This is a genomic window from Erythrobacter alti, assembly GCF_037996805.1.
Taxonomy (GTDB): domain Bacteria; phylum Pseudomonadota; class Alphaproteobacteria; order Sphingomonadales; family Sphingomonadaceae; genus Alteraurantiacibacter; species Alteraurantiacibacter alti.
This window is the reverse complement of the sequence record NZ_JBBNAX010000011.1, coordinates 70,177-90,501: the sequence shown is the minus strand read 5'-3', so window position 1 is coordinate 90,501 and position 20,325 is coordinate 70,177. Positions and strand designations below refer to the sequence as shown.

The window sequence follows — 20,325 nt, the reverse complement described above, 5'->3', positions numbered from 1 at the left end:
GGCGATTTAAAGCGCTGCGATCACGCCAAGGCCTGCACGAGCCGCTCCCGCGCAGCCGCGGTCATGGTTTTGCGGTTCGCCAACTCGTCACCCGCAAGCGGAGCAAGGAAATGCACATCGAGGCGCACGGGTCGCAGGCGGGCGAGCACTCGCTTGAAATTATCCAGCCCCGGTTCGTCCCCCACCCATGCAATGTCGGGCACGTCGGCATAGGCGAGCAGCACCGGCTGGACGACAGCGCCTTCGGGCAGCGGCTCCAGCGCGCCCAGCAGCGAGGATTTGAACGGAAGCAGTCCTGTGCCATCGCTCGTAGTGCCTTCGGGGAAAAGCGTCAGCGTGCCGCCGTGGTCCATTGCCGCGCGGATGGCATCGGCCTGGTGGCTGACATCGGTGCGCCGATCACGGGCGATGAACACGGTCTCGTTCATGCTGCACAGCCATTTGAGAAAGCCGAATTGCGCCAGCCCGTCATGCGCGACATAGGCGCTGTTCGCCGCGTGTGAGAGCGCAAGTATGTCGAGCCAGGAGACATGGTTGGAGAGCAGCAGCGCGCCCGGAACCCGCTTGCCATGGCGCCGCAAGTGCAAGCCGGCTGCCATGCCGACACCGGCCAGGAACACGCGCGGCCAGGTGCGATCAAGCCCGAGCAGGCGCCAGAGATAATGCAGCGGAACGCAGATCAGCAGCAGCGCCACCATTACGAAAAGGCGCAACGCGATCAGTCCGTAACCCAATGGTGAAATGCGCGCTGCGCTGTTGGCGATTGCCTGCGCCACGCGGTCCGCCTCAGCTTTTCTCTTCGCGGTCGAGGCGAACGGCGTAGAGTTCCATCCGGTGATCGACGAGGCGGTATCCCAGCTTCTCGGCAATCTGGCGCTGGAGTGCCTCAAGTTCGGGATCGACAAATTCCACGACCTTGCCCGTTTCGACATCGATCAGGTGATCATGGTGAGCCTCGGGCGCGGCTTCGTAGCGGGCGCGGCCATCACCGAAATCGTGCCGGTCGAGGATGCCCGCCTCTTCGAACAGGCGCACCGTACGATAGACCGTGGCGATCGAAATCTTCGGATCGACCGCAGAGGCGCGTTCGTGCAGCAATTCCACGTCCGGGTGATCGTCGCTTTCGGACAATACCTTGGCGATTGTTCGCCGCTGGTCGGTAATACGCAGGCCACGTTCGGCACAGAGGGCTTCGAGATCGATCATAGGTCTATATTGGCCCGAAAAGGAGTGATTTGCAAAAGCCTCTGCAAAAGGAAACGCCCCGTAGCCTTAGGGGCACGGGGCGTTTCGCTCAAGCAGGGGCCTTGCGGCCATCTACAGTTGGGATCGCATTACTTCTTGCGACCAGCCTTTGCCTTGGGCTTTTGGCCCGGCTTGCGGCCAAGACCGATCTTCTTCGCCAGCTCGCGGCGCTTTTCCGCATAGGCAGGTGCGACCATCGGATAATCGGCGGGCAGATTCCAGCGCTCGCGATATTCGTCCGGCGTCATGCCGTGATCTGTCATCAGGTGACGTTTGAGCATCTTCATCTTCTTGCCGTCTTCAAGGCAGACGACGTGATCGTTCTTCACCGATGCCCGAACAGAGACCGCAGGTTCGGGACGTTCTTCGACCGTCTTCTCTTCGCCAAGCGAAGCGAGCGCGCCGTAAACATTCTGGATCAGTGCGGGGAGAGTGTCGGAATCGACGTTATTATTGGCGACCTGAGCCGTGACGATGTCAGCAGTAAGCGTGATCAGCATCTCGTTCGTGTCAGATTCAAAGTTATCCATTGTTACCTCTGCGTGTGCGTACCCGTGTTCATTCGTTCTCGTTTGGTGGAACGAACTTCGCGCGGCCCTGCCGTAGATAATACCCCAACTCAAGGGTATTTAACATGTTCCATGAATTAAAATTGTCAAATGCCGTAAATAAAGCGACTTAGCGCTCAATTGAGTAACTTAATCGACATTCAGGACAAAAGTAATCGCGTCCAAAGGACCGCCAACGGCGCCGCGATAATATCCGCGGCGCAGGCCGACCTGCTCAAAGCCGATCTCACGGTAGAGATGTTCGGCCGGGTTTCCGGCACGCATTTCAAGGAAAATCCGCGCTGTTCCGCGTTCTTTTGAATTTGCTACAAATTCTTCCATCAATTGCTTGCCAATACCTTGCCCGCGAAACTGCGGTCGTACTGCAATTAGCAACAATTCTTCTTCGTCGGCTGCGTGGCGCGACAATGTGAAGCCGGTTGTACACTCCGCGACAATGGTCTGTTCGTCTGCCTGGCCGGACAGGATGTAATGCGTGTTCGGCGTGACCAGCGCATCGGCCACCTCTCGCCGGGTCCAGGCTTCGCCATAGGTGTTGTCAAAGGCTTCGCGCATGACGACCATGATCGCGTCCACCGCATCGTCTATCATGCGGGCACCTGCGGCTTGGCATCGGGCGGGCGACCGTAGATGGGGGCAAGATTGCCCGTCAGCTGTGTGTCGTGCAACAGATAGGCCTTGCGCGCATCGGGCAGCAGGTCGAGCACCATGCGGTCATCGCCCAGCAGTTCCGCCATTTCGCGGGCCCGGTTTCCTGCGATCACCTGGTGCTTGCAGGCTTTGGCCGCTTCGTCGGGCTTCAGCGATTGAACCGGTCCTTCTGCTTGCGTGCCATTGGCGAAATTCTGCACGAACCATTCGCCATGCCCACCCGCCATGCACACGGTGACTGGGCGGGGGCTCGGTTGCCAGCTTCGCGCTGCCACCAGGTCGAGCGTCGGATAACCCAGCACTTGGGCTCCCCATGCCAGCCCCAGCGCGCGCGCTGCCGCCAGCCCGATCCGCACCCCGGTGAAACTGCCGGGGCCCAGCGAAACGAGGATGCGGTCGGCGCGGCCCTTGTCCGGCAATTCGGCGATCATCGGCACCAGCCGTTCGGCGTGACCGCGATTGATCACCTCGCAGCGGCCATCGACCAGCGCCGTTCCATCGAACAGCGCCGCCGAGCACGCTTCGGTCGCGCAATCTATCGCCAAGGTCAGCATAGAATGCGCGCTTAGGCGATCAGATCACTTTATTGAAGGTGTCGAATTCAGGCCGCGGGCTGCGGTCGTGTACCGAAGTGCGGTCACCATAGCCGATCGAGCAGATCCAGTCGGCGCGATATCGCGGCTGGTCGGAGAAGAACGCCTTGGTCGCCGCTTCCTGGTCGAAGCCGGACATAGGGCCGCAATCAAGCCCGAGCGCGCGTGCGGCAATCATCAGATAGGCACCTTGCAGCACCGAATTACGAAAGGCGCTTTCCTTGCGCGCGTCTTCGCTGCCTTCAAACCAGCTCTTGGCATCGGTATGCGGGAAGAGCCACGGCAATTGCTCGTGGAAATCGAGATCGTAACCGATGATGACACATGCCGGTGCGGTCAGGATTTTCTTCTTGTTTCCTTCCGCAGCGCAATCGGCCAGCTTCTGCTTTGCCTCGTCCGACTTGCACCACACAAAGCGGCCCGGCTGCTGGTTGGCCGAAGTCGGCCCCATCTTCATCAGCTCGTAGATCGCGTGAATCTGATCCTCGGTGATCTCCTTGTCGAGCCAGCCATTGTAGCTGCGCGCTTCGCGGAAGATCAGGTCGAGGGCGGAATCGGAAAGTGTGTCGGACATGAAGGAGGCAGCTCCTGTGGGAGATTTCATCAAGGTTTGAAGGATCGCAACGCAGCAGCGCCGCCAAAGTTCACCAGAAGTGCTGGCGGCGTCAGGCCGCGCGCACTTCCTTCACTTCGGGGACGTAGTGCTTCAGCAGGCTTTCGATGCCGTGCTTGAGCGTCGCGGTTGAGCTCGGGCAGCCCGAGCAGGCACCCTGCATCTGCAGGTAAACCACGCCATCACGGAAGCCGCGATACCGGATATCGCCGCCATCATTGGCGACTGCAGGGCGCACCCGCGTTTCGAGCAGTTCGTTGATCTGGGTTACGATGTCTTCGGTGCCATCGTCATTGCCGATCTCGGCAGCCTCATCCTCCGCCGGAACGGAGAAGCCGCTGGCATCGCCGCCAGCGAACAGCGGGGCTTCGGAAACGAAATGGTCGAGCAAAACGGCGACAACCTGCGGCTTGAGATCGCTCCAGTTGACGCCGGGTGCGGCGGTGACCGACACGAAGTCGGAACCGAAGAAGACGCCGGTCACTTCGCCTGTGTCGAACAAAGCTTGCGCCAGCGGGCTGGCCTCGGCTTCTTCCGGATTGGCAAAATCGCGGGTGCCGCTCGGCATCACCTGCTGGCCGGGCAGGAATTTGAGCGAGGCGGGATTGGGCGTTGTTTCGGTTTCTATGAACATGGGTGCAATGTAAGGGGCGCAAGCGGCCGCGACAAGGCAATGCGCAAGGTGGTGGCGCAAGCAAATATTCGCCCCTATTCACCGGAACTTCATTCATTGCTCAGCTATTGGGGCACCATGACCATTATTACACGCGCGCTTCGCGTCTTTGTCCCGATTGCCCTGTTCCTGCCCGTTGCGGCTCCGGCTCAGGCGCAAAACTGTGTCATCCGTGCAACCGAGGCCGACCAGCCGCAATATGCGCGGCCCGACGATCCGTGGATCTATCGCGGCACCGACATTCCTGTCGATGAGCAATGGTTGTTCGGCGAAATGCCCAATGGTGTGCGCTATGCGGTGCGGCAAAATGATGTGCCGCCGTGCCAGATATCGCTGCGAGTGCGGATCGATGCAGGCTCCCTGCATGAAGAAGACAGCGAACGCGGCTTTGCCCACCTTCTCGAGCATCTCGTGTTCCGCGAATCCGCGACCTTCGGTCCGGGCGAGGCGATCTCACATTTCCAGCGGCTGGGCGCGAGCTTCGGTTACGATACCAATGCCACCACGAGTCCGACCGCGACGACCTTCAACCTCAACCTGCCCAACGCCAATCGCACCACGCTGGACGATAGCGTGCGCCGGTTTGCAGGCATGGTGATTTCGCCAACCCTGTCCGCCGAGAACCTTGTGCAGGATGTGCCCATTGTGCTGAGCGAGCGGCGCGAGCAAGCCGGACCGCAGCGCCGCGTGGCGGACGCGACAACCGCAGTCTTTTTTGCCGGACAAAGGCTCGCCGAACGCAGTCCCATCGGCACGGTCGAAACGCTTCAGGGCGCGACAGCCGAGGCTGTCCAGGCCTTTCATCGCCGCTGGTATCGTCCGGAAAATGCCGTGGTCGTGTTGGTCGGCGATGCCGAACCGCGCGCGCTTGCTGCCGTGGTGGAACGCCACTTTGCCGATTGGCAGGGCAATGGACCTTTCGTGCCTGCGCCCGATTTTGGCGACCCTGTCGCCCCTGATGGCGCCAATCCGAACAATCCGGTGGGCGAGGTCGATGTGATCGTCGAGCCCGGTCAGCCGCGCGCAGTTACCTATGCGATCATGCGTCCGTGGGTCGAAGTGATCGACAATCTCGAATACAACCGGCGCAACCTTTTAGGCGAAGTGGGCCTCGCCGTGGTCAATCGCCGGCTTGAAAACCGTGCGCGAGCCGGGGGATCGTTCCTGTTCGCAGGGGTAGGTCGCGACAAGATCAGCCGTTCCGTGGACGGCACGTTCGTAACCTACGCCCCGCTGACCGACGATTGGGAAACCGCGCTGGACGATGTCCGCTCGGTCATTGCTGACGCGCTTTCGCAGCCGCCCGCGCAGTCCGAAATCGACCAGGCTGTGGCCCAGTATGATGTCGCATTCGTCGACATGGTCGAACAGTCGCGCATCCAGGCCGGATCGCAACTGGCCGACCAGATCGTGCAGGCGGTAGATATCCGCGAAGCCGTGGCGAGCCCGGAAACCTTCCTCGAGGTATTCCGCTCGATCTCCAGCCGCTTCACACCTGAAGACGTGCTGGCGGCAACGCAGGAACTGTTTGAAGGTGACGTTATCCGCTCGGTCATGCTCAGCCCGACGCCCGGCGAAGCGACCGAAGCGGAATTGCGCAATGCGCTCGAAACCACCGTCATCGCGAATGGTGTGGCACGCGACAATGCCGAAGCGATCAATTTCGCCGACCTGCCCGCCATCGGCGCGCCTGCCATGCCGACCGCGCGCGAACCGATCGGCCTGCTGGGCGTAGAGCGTGTCACATTCCCGAACGGCGTTCGCGCCTTGCTGATGGACCGCGACAATGAACCCGGACGCGTTACCGTGCGGGTACGTTTTGGTGCTGGCTGGCAGGCGTTCGAGGACGATGAGGCGATTTACGCCGAACTTGGCCCCATCGCGCTGGTCAATTCGGGCATCGGGCCGCTCGACCAGAACGATCTCGATCGGATCGCTGCCGACCGCAAGCTCGGCTTCGATTTCGAGATCGACAACGGCACCTTTATCTTCCAGGGCCTGACCCGGCAGGAGGACCTTGAAGAGCAGCTTTACCTGTTCGCAGCCAAGCTCTCCATGCCGAGCTGGGACGCCAATCCTGTCGAACGCGCGAAGGCTTCGGCGCTGATCGCCTACGACAGCTATGGCAGGGACCCCAATGGTATCCTCAACCGCGATCTCGATTACCTGTTGCGCGGCGAAGACCCGCGTTTCCGCACCCCCACGCCAGCCGAAATGCAGGGTGCGACGCCTGCAGGTTTCCGCGAAGTGTGGGAGCGCTTGCTGGCGCAGGGTGACGTCGAAGTCGCCGTGTTTGGCGATATCGATCCCGATGCGACGATCGCCGCGCTCAGCCGAACCTTCGGTGCAATGGCACCGCGCCAGCCCGTCCCCGCCGAGATCGCGGCGCGCGGCGTATCCTTCCCCGCTGCGAATGCGCAGCCGCGCGTATTGACGCATCGCGGCGATGACGATCAGGCTGCGGCCGTGATCGCATGGCCGCTGGGTGGCGGTTCGGAAGGCATTGCTCGCAGCCGCAAGCTGGAACTGCTGTCGCAAATCTTCTCCAACCGCCTGCTCGACGGGCTGCGCGAACGTGCCGGAGCGGCCTATTCGCCCTTCGTCAGTTCAAGCTGGCCGCTCGATGTCGATAGCGGCGGGGTGATGTTTGCGCTCGTCCAGATAGAACCTACGCTCATTCCGGCCTTCTTCGATGAGGCGCAGTCCATCGCGATCGATCTGGCAACCAATGGCCCGACGCCGGACGAGCTTGAGCGCGTGGTCGAACCGGCGCGGCAATATTTGCTGCGTGCGCAGACCGGGCATACATTCTGGCTCAACCAGCTTCAGGGCGCGGCATTCGATGCAAACCGGATCGCCTATCTCCCCACTATCTACACTGATTATGACGAGGCAACGGTGGAAGAGATGCAGGCGCTTGCTGCGCAATATCTGGCGCAGCCTGGCTGGCAGTTGCAGGTTGTGCCCGATGGCACGGCCTCGCAGGCACCTGCTGGCAGGTAAATCTGGCCGGCAATTTCACCAAGGAAGTTTCTCAAGTAATCTTTGCGCGAGGCGTGTGCGGGTTGTAGGTGGAGAATTCTCCCCGCAAGATACCGACTTTCGCGACCCGCCGGGGACGGGCGCCTTTGTGATGATGGAATAGACGTGGCAAACGATTGGACACCCGCAAGCTGGACGCAGGATCGCTTCACGGCAAAACACCTGCCCCAATATCAGGATGCAGACGCACTGACGGCTGCAACCGATACGCTGGCAGGATTTCCGCCGCTGGTCTTTGCAGGTGAAGCCCGCCGGCTGAAGGACGATCTGGGCAAGGTCGCCAATGGCGAGGCCTTCCTGTTGCAAGGCGGCGACTGTGCCGAAAGCTTCGCCGAATTCAGCCCAAACAATATCCGCGATACTTTCCGCGTTATCCTGCAGATGGCAGCCGTGCTGACCTTCGCCAGCAAGATGCCGGTCGTAAAGGTCGGGCGCATGGCCGGGCAGTTCGCCAAGCCGCGCAGCTCGGATACAGAAACTCAGGGCGACGTGACGCTGCCGAGCTACTTCGGCGACAACGTCAACGGCATCGAATTCTCGCCTGAAACACGGCGCAACGATCCCGAGCGCATGATCCGCGCCTATTCGCAGGCCGCTGCGACACTGAACCTGCTGCGCGCCTTTGCCGGTGGCGGCTACGCTAACTTGCGCGAAGTGCATCGCTGGACACTCGATTTCATGGGCCGCAGCCCGTGGTCGGAGAAGTATCAGGACATCGCCGACCGCATTGGCGAGGCGCTCGATTTCATGGAAGCCTGCGGGATCGACATCGAAGACCAGCCGCAGCTCAAGACGTCCAGCTTCTACACCAGCCACGAGGCGCTGCTGCTGCCGTACGAACAGGCGATGACGCGGCAGGATTCGCTTACCGGCGACTGGTATGACACTTCCGCCCACTTCCTGTGGATCGGCGACCGCACGCGTTTCATCGATAGCGCGCATGTCGAATTCCTGCGCGGGGTGGACAACCCCATCGGCGTGAAATGCGGGCCGAGCCTCGACCCCGATGCGCTGCTGGAAATGCTCGACGTGCTCAATCCGGCGCGCGAGGCAGGGCGGATCACGCTCATCAGCCGCTTCGGGCACAATAAGGTCGAGGAAGGCCTGCCCCCGCTGGTGCGTGCTATCCAGCGCGAAGGCCATCCGGTGGTGTGGAGCTGCGACCCGATGCACGGCAACGTCATCAAGGCGGAAAGCGGCTTCAAGACCCGCCCGTTCGACCGCATACTGGCCGAAGTGCGCGGCTTCTTTGCCGTGCACCGTGCCGAGGGTAGCCACGCCGGCGGTATCCATCTGGAAATGACCGGACAGGACGTGACCGAATGCACTGGCGGTGCGGTCGCGATCACCGACGAAGGGCTGAACGATCGCTATCACACGCATTGCGACCCGCGGCTCAACGCTGCGCAATCGCTCGAACTGGCCTTCCTGCTCGCCGAAATGCTCAATCTGGAGCTGGGCGAAGGACGCCGGGCTGCTGCTGCCTGAGCGTGGCTGCGTAACAACGCGTAGGGCGGGCTAGAACGCGGCCTCACCAATGTTCGCTAACCCTCTGAAGGAGAAATCCTTTGGGGACCTAGATTGCGAATAATCGAGTCACTGCGCGAACCGCTGATGGCCTGTGCCCTATGGGCCTTGGCTGCGCTGGCGAGCGTCTACATGCGCGAGGGGCTCGGCGGTGTCGTATTGCTGTCCGCGCCAAGCGGCGTGGCGGTTGCCGCGTTTCGCTATCTTCCGCGCCCCAAGTGGCTGCTGCTGGTTGTCACAATGCTGCCGACCCAGGTGCTGGTCGTCAGCATGGCCGGCGTTACCGCGCAATTCGCCGTCGCTTATGCCCTGTCGGTGACGACGCAGGCTTTTGTCTGTGCGGCACTCAGTCGCTGGGTTCTCGGCGGACGGCTGGCAATGCCGCGCCGCATCTCGGAAGTCGTGGGCCTGTTTATAGCGGCATTCGTTGCATGTGTGATCGGAGCCGCGATCGTCTGGCCGGTGCGCGCAGCGGTATCGATCGAGGAGCTTGGTGCATGGTGCTTCGCTAATATCCTCGGCATCCTCATTCTCACGCCTGCCTTGCTTCATGCCCGCAAGGCGCTGGCACAACTCTGGGACAGCCGCGCGGTCGCGTTCGACCTGCAACTCTTGGCTTCGCTGGCAGGATGTGCGGTGCTCGCGGTGGTTGCGTTGCAAGTCTCTGCCGTCACGTTGATGCCGTTGCTGGTTGCAGCGATGATCGTGATGGCCGTACGTTTTGGCTACACTGCTATCGCGCTGACCTTGCTGACATATATCGCGGTTGCGAGCGTTCTCAGCTTGAACGGTGGCAGCCCCATGCCGCAGCACGACGGTACGCGGTTGGAAGCCGTGCTGGCCCTGCAAAGCTGGCTGCTCACCATGCTCGCCACCGCCTTGCCGCTGGCGGCTGTGTTCATGAAAAGCGAAGAATTGCAGATCGCGCTGATCCGCCGCAATTCCGCCATGCACGAGAATTTGATGCTGCTCGACCTGGCCGAGCAACTGGCGGGGATCGGGCGCTGGCGGCTCGATCTTGAAACAGGGGAGCAGGACTGGTCCCCCCGGATGCTCGAACTGCATGGACTACCGGCCGAGCTTGCACCTGACCCGGGCGATGTGAGCCATATCCTGCCCGGTGGTGGCGAAGCCATGCTTCGCAAAGTGGCCAGCAAGCGCGAGGAGCGTGAACCGTTCTCTTTCAACTACCGCATCACGCTGGACGACGGGAGCAAGCGCATACTGCGGATTTCGGTGCTCAACGAATTCAACAGCGAAGGCCGCCGCATCGCCATCTTTGGCGCAGCGATGGACGTAACCGAACAGAAGGCGCGCGAACGGGCTCTCGATCTGGCGCTTGGTAGGGCAGAGCAGATGGCAGATGAGGCACAGGAGCTGGCCAATACCGATCCGCTCACCGATCTTCCCAATCGCCGCTGCACGTTCGGTCGGCTCGATGCGATGGTGGAAACTGCCCGGGGTAGCGGATCTGCACTGACTGCGATCATGTTCGACATCGATCACTTCAAGGCGGTCAACGACACCTTCGGCCACCAGACAGGCGACGAGGTCATCGTACAAGTGGCCGATCTTGCCCGGAAACAGGCGCGTCAGAGTGACCTTGTCGGGCGCATCGGCGGGGAAGAATTCGTCTGGTTGCTCCCCGGCATCGACAGCAGGGCAGCGCGAATGTTGGCAGAGCGTTTGCGCAAGTCGGTGGAGGGCGGAAACGAAGGATCATCGCTCCCCCGGATCACGATCAGCGTCGGCCTTGCGCATTTCGAGCGCGGGGATTCGGGCGCCGACCTGCTCGCCCGCGCCGACGCTGCGCTCTATGAAGCCAAGCAGAGCGGGCGAAACCAGGTGCGCCGGGCCGCCTGACCGTTTTTCGGGAACATGGCCAAAAGGCAGGGGTTTCAATCGACAAGCCCTTGCGCCATGCTGCGGGCGACGGACCAGATCGCCGACAGGAGAGGGCCTTGCCCCAGGCCGAACGCCGCCCGAACAGCAATGCCGACCTTGCTCTCGCGGATCGCTTCCGAGCGACCCGTCGGCTCATGCAGGACTTGCTGGAACCGTTGAGCGAGGCAGATGCCACGATCCAGTCGATGGAGGATGCATCGCCTGCCAAATGGCACGCGGCGCATACCACGTGGTTCTGGGAAACCTTCCTGCTGCGCGACCACTTGCCCGAATATCAGCTGTTCGACGAGCAATTCCCCTTCCTGTTCAATTCCTATTACGAGGCGGAGGGTGACCGCATTGCTCGCGGCAATCGCGGACTGGTCACGCGGCCCACGCTCGAACAGGTTCTGGAATGGCGCGAGCATGTCGACCAGGCGATGGAAGCCCTGCTTGAAGACACGGAACGCGCCGAGCTTATCGAGCTGGGCATTGCGCACGAGCAACAGCACATCGAACTGCTGCTAACCGACATCAAACACGCCTTCAGCAAGAACCCTATTGGTCCGGCCATGTGGGAAACGCTTCCCGCAGTGCCCGCCCATCAGTCCGATGGCTGGCTGGATCATCCCGGCGGCGTTGCGCGTATCGGGCATCAGGCGGACCGGTTTGCATTCGACAATGAAGGCCCCGCGCACCGCGTGTTGCTGGAGCCGTTTTCGCTGTCGCGCAGTCTTGTTACGAATGGCCAGTGGGACGAATTCATCGCCGATGGCGGCTATGAAGACCACCGGCTGTGGTTGTCGGACGCATGGGCATGGCTGGGCCGCTGCAAAATCAAGGCGCCGCTCTACTGGCGCGAGGGCGAGCAGTTTACCCATTGTGGCTGGGAAGAACGCGATCCCGACGCGCCGGTCAGCCATATCTCTTTCTACGAGGCGGAAGCGTTTGCCTCATGGGCGGGCGCGCGGCTGCCGACAGAGTTCGAGTGGGAAGCAATCGCCCGCGGACAGGATGCGCCCGACAATGCGCCGCAATTCGATGCCAGCGCTGGCAACCAGCTTGACAAGGCTGCGCCCCCGCAGCCGGTCGGGACGGGCGAGTTGTTCGGCGATGTCTGGCAGTTCACCCGGTCTTCCTATTCCCCCTATCCACGGTTCGAGGCTGCTCCGGGCGCGGTGGGAGAATACAATGGCAAGTTCATGGCCGGGCAGTGGGTGCTCAAGGGTGCAAGCTGTGCCACCGTTCGCGGCCATTCGCGGCCAAGCTATCGCAATTTCTTCTACTCGCAACAGCGCTGGCAGTTCACCGGACTGCGGCTCGCCAAGGATAATTGATGACCGACAAACATGGCATTCGCCTTGTTGACCTGGACGAAAGCGGCGTCGACCGCGCCTTCCGTTCCGACGTATTGAAGGGCCTCGCCCAATCGCAAAAAGCGATTCCCGCACGCTGGTTCTACGATGAGCGCGGTTCGCAATTGTTCGAGGAAATCACGCAGGTTTCCGAATATTACCCGACCCGGGCAGAGACGGAGATCCTGCGCGGCAAGGGCGAAGAGTTCGCGCAATTGATCGGTCCTGGCCGTGCAGTAGTGGAATTCGGCTCGGGCTCTTCGGTCAAGACCCCGCTCCTACTCTCCGCGATCGATCCGGGCGCTTATGTCCCGCTCGACATCTCGGGCGAATTTCTGCGCGCTGCCGCCGCCGATCTGGCCGCACAGTTTCCCGGTCTTCCGGTCCATCCGGTCGAAGCCGATTTCACCAAGCGCGTCGAATTGCCCGAAGCGGTCGCGCAAATGCCCAAGCTCGGCTTTTTCCCTGGCTCCACCATCGGCAACATGGTCCCGCGTACGGCTGTCGACCTGCTGCGCGAGATGCGCCAAACGCTGGGTGACGAGGCGATGCTGCTAATCGGAATGGATCTTGTGAAAGACGAGGCCGTTCTCGAAGCCGCCTATGACGACGCGCAAGGCGTTACCGCTGCCTTCAACCTCAACCTGCTGACCCGCATCAACCGTGAACTGGACGCCGATATTCCCGTCGATGCCTTCGCTCACGAAGCGCGCTGGGTCGACACCTATGCACGGATCGAAATGCATCTGGTGGCACAGGAGGACGTGACTTTCAGCGTTTCGGGCGAGGAATTCTCGATGAAAGCGGGAGAAACGATCCACACCGAAAACAGCCACAAGTTCGATGCGCGCAGCAGCAACACACTGCTGCTTGCGGGCCATTGGACACCGATGGAGCGCTGGACCGATGAAGCGCAGCAATTCTCGCTCGTACTCGCTCGCGCCATGATCCCCCGCAGCGCGCCATGATGCTCCGCAATCCGCTCCCGTTCATCGCAATTTTTGATTGCCGCGCTATATAGTGCACCATGGATTTTGCCCCGATCTTCGAACAGCTCGCTTTTTCGATCCGCGAAATTCCGAGTTCGGGACTGCTGCTGGCGGCTTTGATCGCCATGGTGGCGGGCGTGCTCGGCTCGGTGCTTATGAAGCGTGTGCCGGTTGCGGGACGCATCCTGCGTACCGGCAGCACGCTGGGACTGGTCGCCGTGCTTGGTCTGGTGGTACTTCAGCTTTCTCGCCTCGATCCGCGTTTCTCGCTCGCCGTGCCGGAGATCGGCTATCCCGAACAGGTGGTCGAAGGTAGCGAAACGCGCATACCGGTGCATTTCGATGGCCATTACTGGCTCGAGGCCGAGATCAACGGCCACCGCGCCGCTTTCATGGTCGATACCGGCGCCACGCTGACAGCCGTCTCGCAGGCGACCGCCGATGCGGCAGGTCTCGAGAAGAATGATGGCGGCATTCCGATTGCGCTGCAAACCGCCAACGGGACTGTCGCCGCCTATATGACCAATATCGACGATATGCGCTTCGGCAATGTCGCGGCGCGCGGGCTGGATGCGGTTATCGCTCCAGGACTGGGTGAAACCAATGTCATCGGCATGAACCTCCTGTCGCGCCTCGCCTCGGTGAGAATCGAGCAGGATGAGCTGATCCTCACGCCCAACAATCCGCAAGCGCCGCTCGAACTGGCCGACTAGGTTTTGCATTTGCGCGAAGGCTGGGGCAGGGCGACGCCATGATTCGCCGCGCATTGACCAATACCGGCTGGCTGATGAGCGCGCGCGGCATCAACGCAGTGCTCAGCCTCGTCTACCTCGCGCTCGCCACCCGCGCGCTGGGGCTGGAGGAATTCGGCCAGTTCGTGGTTGCATTCACTTTCGCGCAGTTGGTCGTCGGCTTTGCCGGTTTCCAGACATGGCAGGTCGTTGTGCGCTGGGGTCAGGAAGCGGATGGTCGCGACACGGCAACCGGTTTCGCCTTGGCGCTCGACGGGGTGTCCATTGCCTTTGGCGCGATAGCGGCTGCGCTGATCTTGTCCTTTGCGGGAGATTGGCTGCCGATCGACCCTGAGCTGCGCCCCGCAACATTCCTCTTCACACTCGTTTCGCTGCTGGCCATCCGCTCTACGCCCACCGGATTGCTGCGCCTTCACGACCGCTATGCCCGCGCCGCTGCTGCCGATGCCACCACAAGCGTCGTGCGCGCTGTCGGAGCGGGGCTCATCGCGCTGGTCGCGCCGACGATCGAAGCCTTCCTGATCGTATGGGGTGTGGCCGAGCTGGCTACTGCCGCGATGTACTGGCGCCTCGCCGCACGGACAGAGCCGCTCCAATTCCGCAGGATCAGCCTGACACGTCTGCCGCGCGAGAACGAAGGCGCCTGGCGCTTCGTTTTTGGCACAAGCCTATCCGCTGCCGTGTCCACTGCCAGCCGCAAGCTGCTGGTGCTGTTGGTGGGCGTGCTGGGCGGACCGGCAATGGCGGGTATCTACCGTGTTGCATCGCAATTGGGCGAAGGACTGCTCAAGCTTGCCCAAGCCGTGCTGCGGGCGGTCTATCCCGAGCTTGTCCGCGATCCGGAGAGGGCAAGGGCGCTTGCAAGGCAGCTTACCCGCATCGCGATGATTACGGGGCTGGCGGTGGTCTTCGTCTCGCTGATTGCGGGCGAATGGATCATTCTTGCAATCGCGGGTTCGGCCTTCCTTGCCGCGTTCTGGCCGATGGTCCTGCTGAGTGCATCAGCGGCGCTCGAGCTGGCCGGGGCGAGCCTTGAGGCGCTGCTGGTCGCACGCGGCCGCGCCATGACCACGCTTGCCTTGCGCGGAATACCTCTGCTGATCGGATTGGCGGCCCTGCCTTGGCTCGTCGATGTACTTGGCGCGACAGGAGCGGCGCTGGTCGTGCTCGGCGCGACTGCACTGAGCGTCGCAGGCTTTGTCCTCACGACAATGGACGGGAACAGGGGCTGAGGCCCGCAGTCATTGCTCGATATCCAAAGGGGTCTTGCCACCGGCATACGACACGCGCATCCTTTGCGCCTGATGGGGCAATCATCGTGAAACACCTGTTCGCGCTCGCATGGCTGGCATTGCTGCTGGCAGGGTGTCGCAACGATATCGCGATAGAGGCACCACCGCGCGAAGCGCCGGGACTGGTGATTCCCGATCTGCAGTCGCGCCTTGCCGTGCCCGTCAGTATCCCGCTGGAAAGCATCCGCACGATTATTGCGCGTAACGTGCCCCGCGAACTCTACGAGATCGACGAGACGCGGGGCAACTGCGCTCCGACAGAGCGCGTCAGCGTGCTTGGCCGCGATGTTCGCGTCACCCCGCGCATAAGTTGTCGCATCGTCGGCAACGTTTGGCGGGGCAATCTGACGCTACGCGGGGAAGGGCGCGACCTGGTTATCCGGATGCCGGTGACGGCAGTTGTTTCGGCACGCGATATCGGCGGCGTGTTGAGCGGCGAGACAGCGACAGGCAGCGCGGTTGTCGAAGCGGTGGTGCGCGTCGATATCCGGCGCGACTGGTCGCCCGCCGCACAGGTCGATCTTCGCTACAACTGGTCGCGCCCGCCGGGGATCGACATCCTCGGCCAGCGGATAACTTTCATGCAGGAAGCCGATGAGCAATTGCGCCCGGTGATGGCACGGGTCGAGCGCGAGATCGAGCGCGAACTGGAGCGGGTGAACGTGCGATCGCGGGTTGCGGATTTGTGGCGCCAGGCTTTCACCGTCGAATCGCTTAACCGCGATGACCCGCCTGCATGGCTCTATTTGCAACCGCGCAAGGTTGGCATTGCCAGCATGGCGACCACGCGGTCCAGCCTCGTGCTCAATCTGGTGATGGAGGCGACCACGCGTACCTATCTTGGCGAGCGTCCCGAACCTCCCGAACCAGCTAGCCTTCCGCCCAATGAAGTGCCGCAAGGCGCGGGCCAACTTGATCTCTTCCTGCCGGTACTCAGCGAATACGCGCTGCTGGAGCCGATCGTATTGCGCGAATTGCGTGTGCTTGCCGAAAGCGGCATCAACCTGCCGGGCGTCGGGCAGGTCGATGCGCATTTCACATCGGTCGAGGTCTATCCCACGCAAGGTGGGCGCATTGCAGTCGGGATCGAGCTCACGATGACGCCGACGCAAGGCGCTGCGCGGCGCTATGGCACGGTCGAAGGGCAAGTTTGGCTGACGGGGCTGGTCGAGGGCGACTATGACAGCCGCGACGTGTCGATCTCCGATTTGCAGGTGTATGGCGACACCGACCGCCTGGCCTCGGACCTATTGCTCAAATTTGCCCGATCGCCTGAACTCGATGCCCAGATCGAAGCTGCGTTGCAGGAAAACTTCGAACGCGAATATGCGCATGTGCTGGAGGCGGCGGGCGAGGCACTGGAAGCGGTGCGCATCGGGAACTTCGTGCTCTCGGCCGAGATCGAGACAGTGCGCCACGGACAGGTGCGCGCCGCCGCACAAGGACTTTACCTCCCGCTCGCCGTACAGGGCAGCGGGCGCATCACGTTCGTCGATTGAAGAAAGTCCTGGCTGGGGTGGCAGGGATCGAACCTGCGAATGCCGATACCAAAAACCGGTGCCTTACCACTTGGCTACACCCCAGCAGGAGCGCGCTCATATAACGCCTCATCTTGCGGACGCAAGGAGCGTGTCAGTCTGCAGTGACGGTCTGCCGTTCGAAATCGGAAGCAGCGTGACGTTCGCGCACTTGCTCGTCCTCGTCGCCCCAAGTGCGGTTGACCATCCGCCCGCGCTTGACCGCAGGCCGCGCGGCAATTTCAGCCGCCCAGCGCGCGACATTGGCATATTCGTCGATCGAGAGGAAAGTCCGCGCATCTTCATAAATGATGCCTTCGACGAACGGTGCCATCCATGGGAAGGCGGCGATATCAGCCACGGTGTAGTCATCCCCGCCGAGAAAGCGCGCTTCGGCCAGGCGCTTGTCCGCAACATCGAACAGGCGCTTCGTCTCCATCGCATAACGGTCGATCGGATATTCGTACTTTTCGGGGGCATAGGCGTAGAAATGGCCAAAGCCGCCGCCGATGAAGGGCGCGCTGCCGATCTGCCAGAACAGCCAGCTGAGCACTTCGGCGCGGGTGTGATCGGTCGGCAGGAAGCGCCCGAATTTCTCCGCCAGGTAGAGCAGGATTGCGCCGCTCTCGAACACGCGGACTGGCGTGTCGCCGCTGCGGTCGAGCAGGGCGGGGATCTTGCTGTTGGGGTTGATGTCGGTGAACCCGCTGGAGAACTGGTCGCCTTCGCCAATATTGATCAGCCAGGCGTCATAGTCGGCCTCCGCATGACCTGCCTCGAGCAGTTCCTCCAGCATGATCGTCGCCTTCACCCCGTTGGGCGTTGCAAGTGAATAGAGCTGGAAGGGGTGCTCCCCCACCGGCAAATCCCTGTCGAACCGCGCGCCCGCCGTGGGCCGGTTGATATTGGCGAACTTGCCGCCGCTTTCGGTGTTCTTCCAGACTTTGGGCGGGGTATAGGTCGGGTCGGCCATTGCGTGCTCCTGGTTGATTTCTTGTGCAACAAGTGGCCGCTCACCCGCGACCTAACAAGGGCAAGCAATTCTTGGGGCTGGTAAATCGGGTTTTTGCCAAGGGCGCAAATCTGTGCCAGACCCTGCGCGGGGTCGCCTCCAGTGGGGGCTTGGGATATCGAAAATTCACCGCCGGAAGGACGCTATGTCCTGTCGCTGAGCAGGCGTCTGCGCCTGTTCACGCTGTTCATCCTCTATGTGGCGCAGGGTGTGCCCATCGGACTGTTCTGGTTCGCAATACCGGCATGGATGGCGGCCAACGGGGCCGATGCAAGCGATGTCGCCTATGTCCTTGGTCTTACCGCGCTGCCGTGGACTTTGAAGCTGGTGAACGGCTTTATCATGGACCGCTATACCTTCCTGCCGATGGGGCGGCGGCGCGTGTGGATCGTCGGAGCGCAATGCATGATGATCGGTCTTCTGTCCGCGTGTGCCTTCGCGCAGCCGGGGGTCGAGGACATATTGCTGCTCGGCATCGCGGGCTTCGTTGTGAACATGGCGACGACCTTTCAGGATGTCGCGGTCGACGGGCTTGCCGTGGACATCATGGAGGAGGAAGAGCGCGCCCGCGCCAGTGGCATGATGTTCGGCGGGCAAGCCATCGGCATCGCTACCGCGACCACGCTTACCGGCCTTGCCATCGCGCAGCTCGGTCCGTCGGCAGCCTATTTGCTGGCGGCCGCTTTCATCGGGATCATCACGATCTACATGCTGGTCCTGCGCGAGCGACCGGGTGAACGGCGCCTGCCGTGGAGCGACGGCGAGGTCCATCAGCGCAATCTTGAAATCCAGCTCGGCGCGTGGTGGCCGATCCTCAAGAGCACCTTCAAATCGCTGATCCTGCCGGTCAGCCTGTTGTGGGTTCCGGTCTTGCTGGTGCGCGGGTTTCATTATGGGGTGTTCACCACGCTGACACCATTGATCGGTGCGGGCGATGTCGGGTGGGACGAGCAGACGATCAGCGGGTTTGTTGGCCCGGCGCAGCTTATCGGCGGCATCCTTGGCCTGACTATCGGCGGCTGGATGGGCGACCGATTCGGAGCGAAAAGAACCGTGATCGGACTGTTCACCGCATATATTACGATGAGCGCGGTGATGTGGACCCTGGCCCCGCAATGGAGCGACCCGAGCGTTTTCATCGGCTTCGTCTACGTGTGGTGCAGCCTCGATGTGCTGATCACTGTGGCCGCGCTGCCGATCTCCATGCGGCTGTGCGATCCGCGCGTCGCGGCGACGCAGTTCACGCTCTACATGGCTTGCTCCAACTTCGGCATCAGCATGGGGGCATGGGCTTCGGGCTTCAGCGATCTGCTTGGGGGATTGCGGCCGATGTTCCTGATCGTTGCTGCCTTGCACGCACTCGGGCTGGTGATGATGCTAGCGGTGAAATACCCGCGCAAGGGAGCCGTCCCGCCCAGCGTACTGCACGATGTGGCCGAAGCACCGGGACCAAGGCCAGCCTTGAGCTAGACCGATCTCACCTGCTTTGGTCCATGCGAAGGAACCGGCTGGCTTGCCGTGGATTTTCAAACCACTATGGCCACTTGTCCAACCAAGCTGATCTATGTTGATGATGACCTTCCGGGCATCACCCGCAAGGGTGCGGGCAAGGGCTGGGCCTATTATGACCCCAAGGGCAAGCTGATTACAGATCGGGCGGAGAAGACGCGGCTCAACGCCATCGCTCTGCCGCCTGCCTATGTCGATGCGTGGTTCTGCCCCGCTCCCAACGGGCACATCCTCGCCACCGGATATGATGCGAAGGGGCGCAAGCAATATCGCTACCACCCGGAATTTCGCGCCATGCGCGAAGGCGAGAAGTTCGATGGCTGCATCGCCTTCGGCAATTTGCTGCCATTGGTGCGCAAGCGGGTGGAAAAGGACATGCGCTCGCCCAAGATGGGCAAGGATCGCGCGGTTGCGAGCGTGGTCAAGCTGCTCGACCTCGGCGCGATCCGCGTCGGCAACACGCAATATTCGAAGAAGAACCGCAGCTTCGGCGCGACCACCCTGCAACGCCGCCATGCCGAAGTGACGGGTCGCACGCTGCGGCTCAGCTACATCGGCAAGGGCGGCAAGCAGCGCGAAGTGTCGCTGTCTGACGGATCGCTGGCACGCTGCGTCAAGCGGATGCAGGATTTGCCCGGCCAGCACCTGTTTCGCTGGCTGGACGATGATGGCGATGCGCAGGATGTCAGCTCATCCGACGTGAACGAATATCTCGGCGATACAATGGGCCAGCCCTTTACCGCCAAGAACTTTCGCACCTGGCACGCCAGCGTCATGGCATTTCGCCTGCTGGGCGAGGCACAGGAAAGGCTGACGTTTAAGGCTGTGCTCGAAAAAGTGGCCGAATATCTCGGCAATACGCCAGCGGTGACGCGCAAGAGCTATGTCCATCCCGCCGTGATCGACCTGGTCGAGCGACAGATGGAATGGCGTGAAACGCTCAAGCTGCCGCGCCGGACGCAATATCTCAACAAGTGGGAACGCGGCCTGATCGACCTGCTCGAAGGTGGGCCAGCCGCGCTGGAATGGCTCGACGTCGCAGCCTGACCGGCGCAGTAATCGGACTGTCGAGTTCAGGTGACTCCGGCGAAGCGCTCGGCTA

At 61.9% G+C, this 20,325-nt stretch carries 18 protein-coding genes and 1 tRNA gene; 10 read left to right on the top strand and 9 right to left on the bottom strand.

The window, feature by feature from the left end; all coding sequences use genetic code 11:
• Positions 1-20: 20 nt before the first annotated feature.
• The 7 genes from AAC850_RS13385 to AAC850_RS13355 form a co-directional block, all read right to left on the bottom strand.
• Complete coding sequence (locus AAC850_RS13385) at positions 21-776, bottom strand: lysophospholipid acyltransferase family protein (protein ID WP_340589342.1); 756 nt, start codon at positions 774-776, stop codon at positions 21-23.
• Between the two features lie 10 nt (positions 777-786).
• Complete coding sequence (locus AAC850_RS13380; RefSeq protein ID WP_340589340.1) at positions 787-1,206, bottom strand: Fur family transcriptional regulator; 420 nt, start codon at positions 1,204-1,206, stop codon at positions 787-789.
• A gap of 128 nt (positions 1,207-1,334) precedes the next feature.
• Positions 1,335-1,775: a Ros/MucR family transcriptional regulator gene (locus AAC850_RS13375; protein WP_340589339.1), complete on the bottom strand. Its 441-nt coding sequence runs from the start codon at positions 1,773-1,775 to the stop codon at positions 1,335-1,337.
• Between the two features lie 168 nt (positions 1,776-1,943).
• Positions 1,944-2,405: a GNAT family N-acetyltransferase gene (locus AAC850_RS13370; RefSeq protein ID WP_340589338.1), complete on the bottom strand. Its 462-nt coding sequence runs from the start codon at positions 2,403-2,405 to the stop codon at positions 1,944-1,946.
• Positions 2,402-3,019, bottom strand: a complete 618-nt coding sequence (gene tsaB / locus AAC850_RS13365) for a tRNA (adenosine(37)-N6)-threonylcarbamoyltransferase complex dimerization subunit type 1 TsaB (RefSeq protein WP_340589336.1) — start codon at positions 3,017-3,019, stop codon at positions 2,402-2,404. Before tsaB ends, AAC850_RS13370 begins: the two co-directional genes overlap by 4 nt.
• A gap of 19 nt (positions 3,020-3,038) precedes the next feature.
• A complete protein-coding gene (locus AAC850_RS13360) occupies positions 3,039-3,632 on the bottom strand; it encodes a malonic semialdehyde reductase (RefSeq protein ID WP_340589334.1) in 594 nt (197 codons plus the stop codon).
• Positions 3,633-3,723: 91 nt separating this feature from the next.
• Positions 3,724-4,305, bottom strand: a complete 582-nt coding sequence (locus tag AAC850_RS13355) for a NifU family protein (protein ID WP_340589333.1) — start codon at positions 4,303-4,305, stop codon at positions 3,724-3,726.
• A 117-nt stretch (positions 4,306-4,422) separates the two neighbouring features.
• Between AAC850_RS13355 and AAC850_RS13350 the strand changes: the two genes are divergently transcribed.
• The 8 genes from AAC850_RS13350 (at position 4,423) to AAC850_RS13315 (ending at position 16,684) form a co-directional block, all read left to right on the top strand.
• Positions 4,423-7,347, top strand: coding sequence for a M16 family metallopeptidase (locus tag AAC850_RS13350; protein WP_340589331.1), 2,925 nt, complete (start codon positions 4,423-4,425; stop codon positions 7,345-7,347).
• 144 nt (positions 7,348-7,491) lie between these two features.
• Positions 7,492-8,874: a class II 3-deoxy-7-phosphoheptulonate synthase gene (locus tag AAC850_RS13345; protein ID WP_340589330.1), complete on the top strand. Its 1,383-nt coding sequence runs from the start codon at positions 7,492-7,494 to the stop codon at positions 8,872-8,874.
• A gap of 126 nt (positions 8,875-9,000) precedes the next feature.
• A complete protein-coding gene (locus AAC850_RS13340; protein ID WP_340589329.1) occupies positions 9,001-10,776 on the top strand; it encodes a sensor domain-containing diguanylate cyclase in 1,776 nt (591 codons plus the stop codon).
• Between the two features lie 98 nt (positions 10,777-10,874).
• Positions 10,875-12,134, top strand: coding sequence for an ergothioneine biosynthesis protein EgtB (egtB, locus tag AAC850_RS13335; RefSeq protein ID WP_340589328.1), 1,260 nt, complete (start codon positions 10,875-10,877; stop codon positions 12,132-12,134).
• Positions 12,134-13,120: an L-histidine N(alpha)-methyltransferase gene (gene egtD / locus AAC850_RS13330; protein WP_340589327.1), complete on the top strand. Its 987-nt coding sequence runs from the start codon at positions 12,134-12,136 to the stop codon at positions 13,118-13,120. The genes egtB and egtD overlap by 1 nt, the downstream gene beginning before the upstream one ends.
• Before the next feature lie 59 nt (positions 13,121-13,179).
• Positions 13,180-13,854 carry a retropepsin-like aspartic protease family protein gene (locus AAC850_RS13325; RefSeq protein ID WP_340589326.1) on the top strand — a complete coding sequence of 225 codons (675 nt, stop codon included), beginning with the start codon at positions 13,180-13,182 and terminating at the stop codon, positions 13,852-13,854.
• A 38-nt stretch (positions 13,855-13,892) separates the two neighbouring features.
• The gene (locus AAC850_RS13320) at positions 13,893-15,125 is read left to right on the top strand and encodes a lipopolysaccharide biosynthesis protein (RefSeq protein ID WP_340589325.1); all 1,233 of its coding nucleotides are present in this window, start codon (positions 13,893-13,895) and stop codon (positions 15,123-15,125) included.
• Between the two features lie 86 nt (positions 15,126-15,211).
• The gene (locus tag AAC850_RS13315; RefSeq protein ID WP_340589324.1) at positions 15,212-16,684 is read left to right on the top strand and encodes a DUF4403 family protein; all 1,473 of its coding nucleotides are present in this window, start codon (positions 15,212-15,214) and stop codon (positions 16,682-16,684) included.
• 9 nt (positions 16,685-16,693) lie between these two features.
• Here the strand turns inward: AAC850_RS13315 and AAC850_RS13310 are convergent.
• A tRNA-Gln gene (locus AAC850_RS13310) sits at positions 16,694-16,768 on the bottom strand.
• A 49-nt stretch (positions 16,769-16,817) separates the two neighbouring features.
• On the bottom strand, positions 16,818-17,675 hold the full coding sequence (gene yghU / locus AAC850_RS13305) for a glutathione-dependent disulfide-bond oxidoreductase (RefSeq protein WP_340589322.1): 858 nt from the start codon (positions 17,673-17,675) through the stop codon (positions 16,818-16,820).
• 141 nt (positions 17,676-17,816) lie between these two features.
• Here yghU and AAC850_RS13300 point away from each other — a divergent pair, with 141 nt between their 5' ends.
• Together AAC850_RS13300 and AAC850_RS13295 are read left to right on the top strand one after the other, a co-directional pair.
• Positions 17,817-19,184, top strand: coding sequence for an MFS transporter (locus tag AAC850_RS13300; RefSeq protein ID WP_340589321.1), 1,368 nt, complete (start codon positions 17,817-17,819; stop codon positions 19,182-19,184).
• 66 nt (positions 19,185-19,250) lie between these two features.
• Positions 19,251-20,270 (top strand): DNA topoisomerase IB, encoded by a 1,020-nt coding sequence (locus AAC850_RS13295; protein ID WP_340589319.1) that lies wholly within the window; start codon positions 19,251-19,253, stop codon positions 20,268-20,270.
• Positions 20,271-20,325: the final 55 nt, after the last annotated feature.

Excerpts from the sequence above, each read along its gene's own strand:
- AAC850_RS13380 (WP_340589340.1), bottom strand. The coding sequence starts at position 1,206 with ATGATCGATCTCGAAGCCCTCTGTGCCGAACGTGGCCTGCGTATTACC.
- AAC850_RS13375 (WP_340589339.1), bottom strand. The coding sequence starts at position 1,775 with ATGGATAACTTTGAATCTGACACGAACGAGATGCTGATCACGCTTACT.
- AAC850_RS13370 (WP_340589338.1), bottom strand. The coding sequence starts at position 2,405 with ATGATAGACGATGCGGTGGACGCGATCATGGTCGTCATGCGCGAAGCC.
- tsaB (WP_340589336.1), bottom strand. The coding sequence starts at position 3,019 with ATGCTGACCTTGGCGATAGATTGCGCGACCGAAGCGTGCTCGGCGGCG.
- AAC850_RS13360 (WP_340589334.1), bottom strand. The coding sequence starts at position 3,632 with ATGTCCGACACACTTTCCGATTCCGCCCTCGACCTGATCTTCCGCGAA.
- AAC850_RS13355 (WP_340589333.1), bottom strand. The coding sequence starts at position 4,305 with ATGTTCATAGAAACCGAAACAACGCCCAATCCCGCCTCGCTCAAATTC.
- AAC850_RS13350 (WP_340589331.1), top strand. The coding sequence starts at position 4,423 with ATGACCATTATTACACGCGCGCTTCGCGTCTTTGTCCCGATTGCCCTG.
- AAC850_RS13340 (WP_340589329.1), top strand. The coding sequence starts at position 9,001 with ATGGCCTGTGCCCTATGGGCCTTGGCTGCGCTGGCGAGCGTCTACATG.
- egtD (WP_340589327.1), top strand. The coding sequence starts at position 12,134 with ATGACCGACAAACATGGCATTCGCCTTGTTGACCTGGACGAAAGCGGC.
- AAC850_RS13325 (WP_340589326.1), top strand. The coding sequence starts at position 13,180 with ATGGATTTTGCCCCGATCTTCGAACAGCTCGCTTTTTCGATCCGCGAA.
- AAC850_RS13320 (WP_340589325.1), top strand. The coding sequence starts at position 13,893 with ATGATTCGCCGCGCATTGACCAATACCGGCTGGCTGATGAGCGCGCGC.
- yghU (WP_340589322.1), bottom strand. The coding sequence starts at position 17,675 with ATGGCCGACCCGACCTATACCCCGCCCAAAGTCTGGAAGAACACCGAA.
- AAC850_RS13295 (WP_340589319.1), top strand. The coding sequence starts at position 19,251 with ATGGCCACTTGTCCAACCAAGCTGATCTATGTTGATGATGACCTTCCG.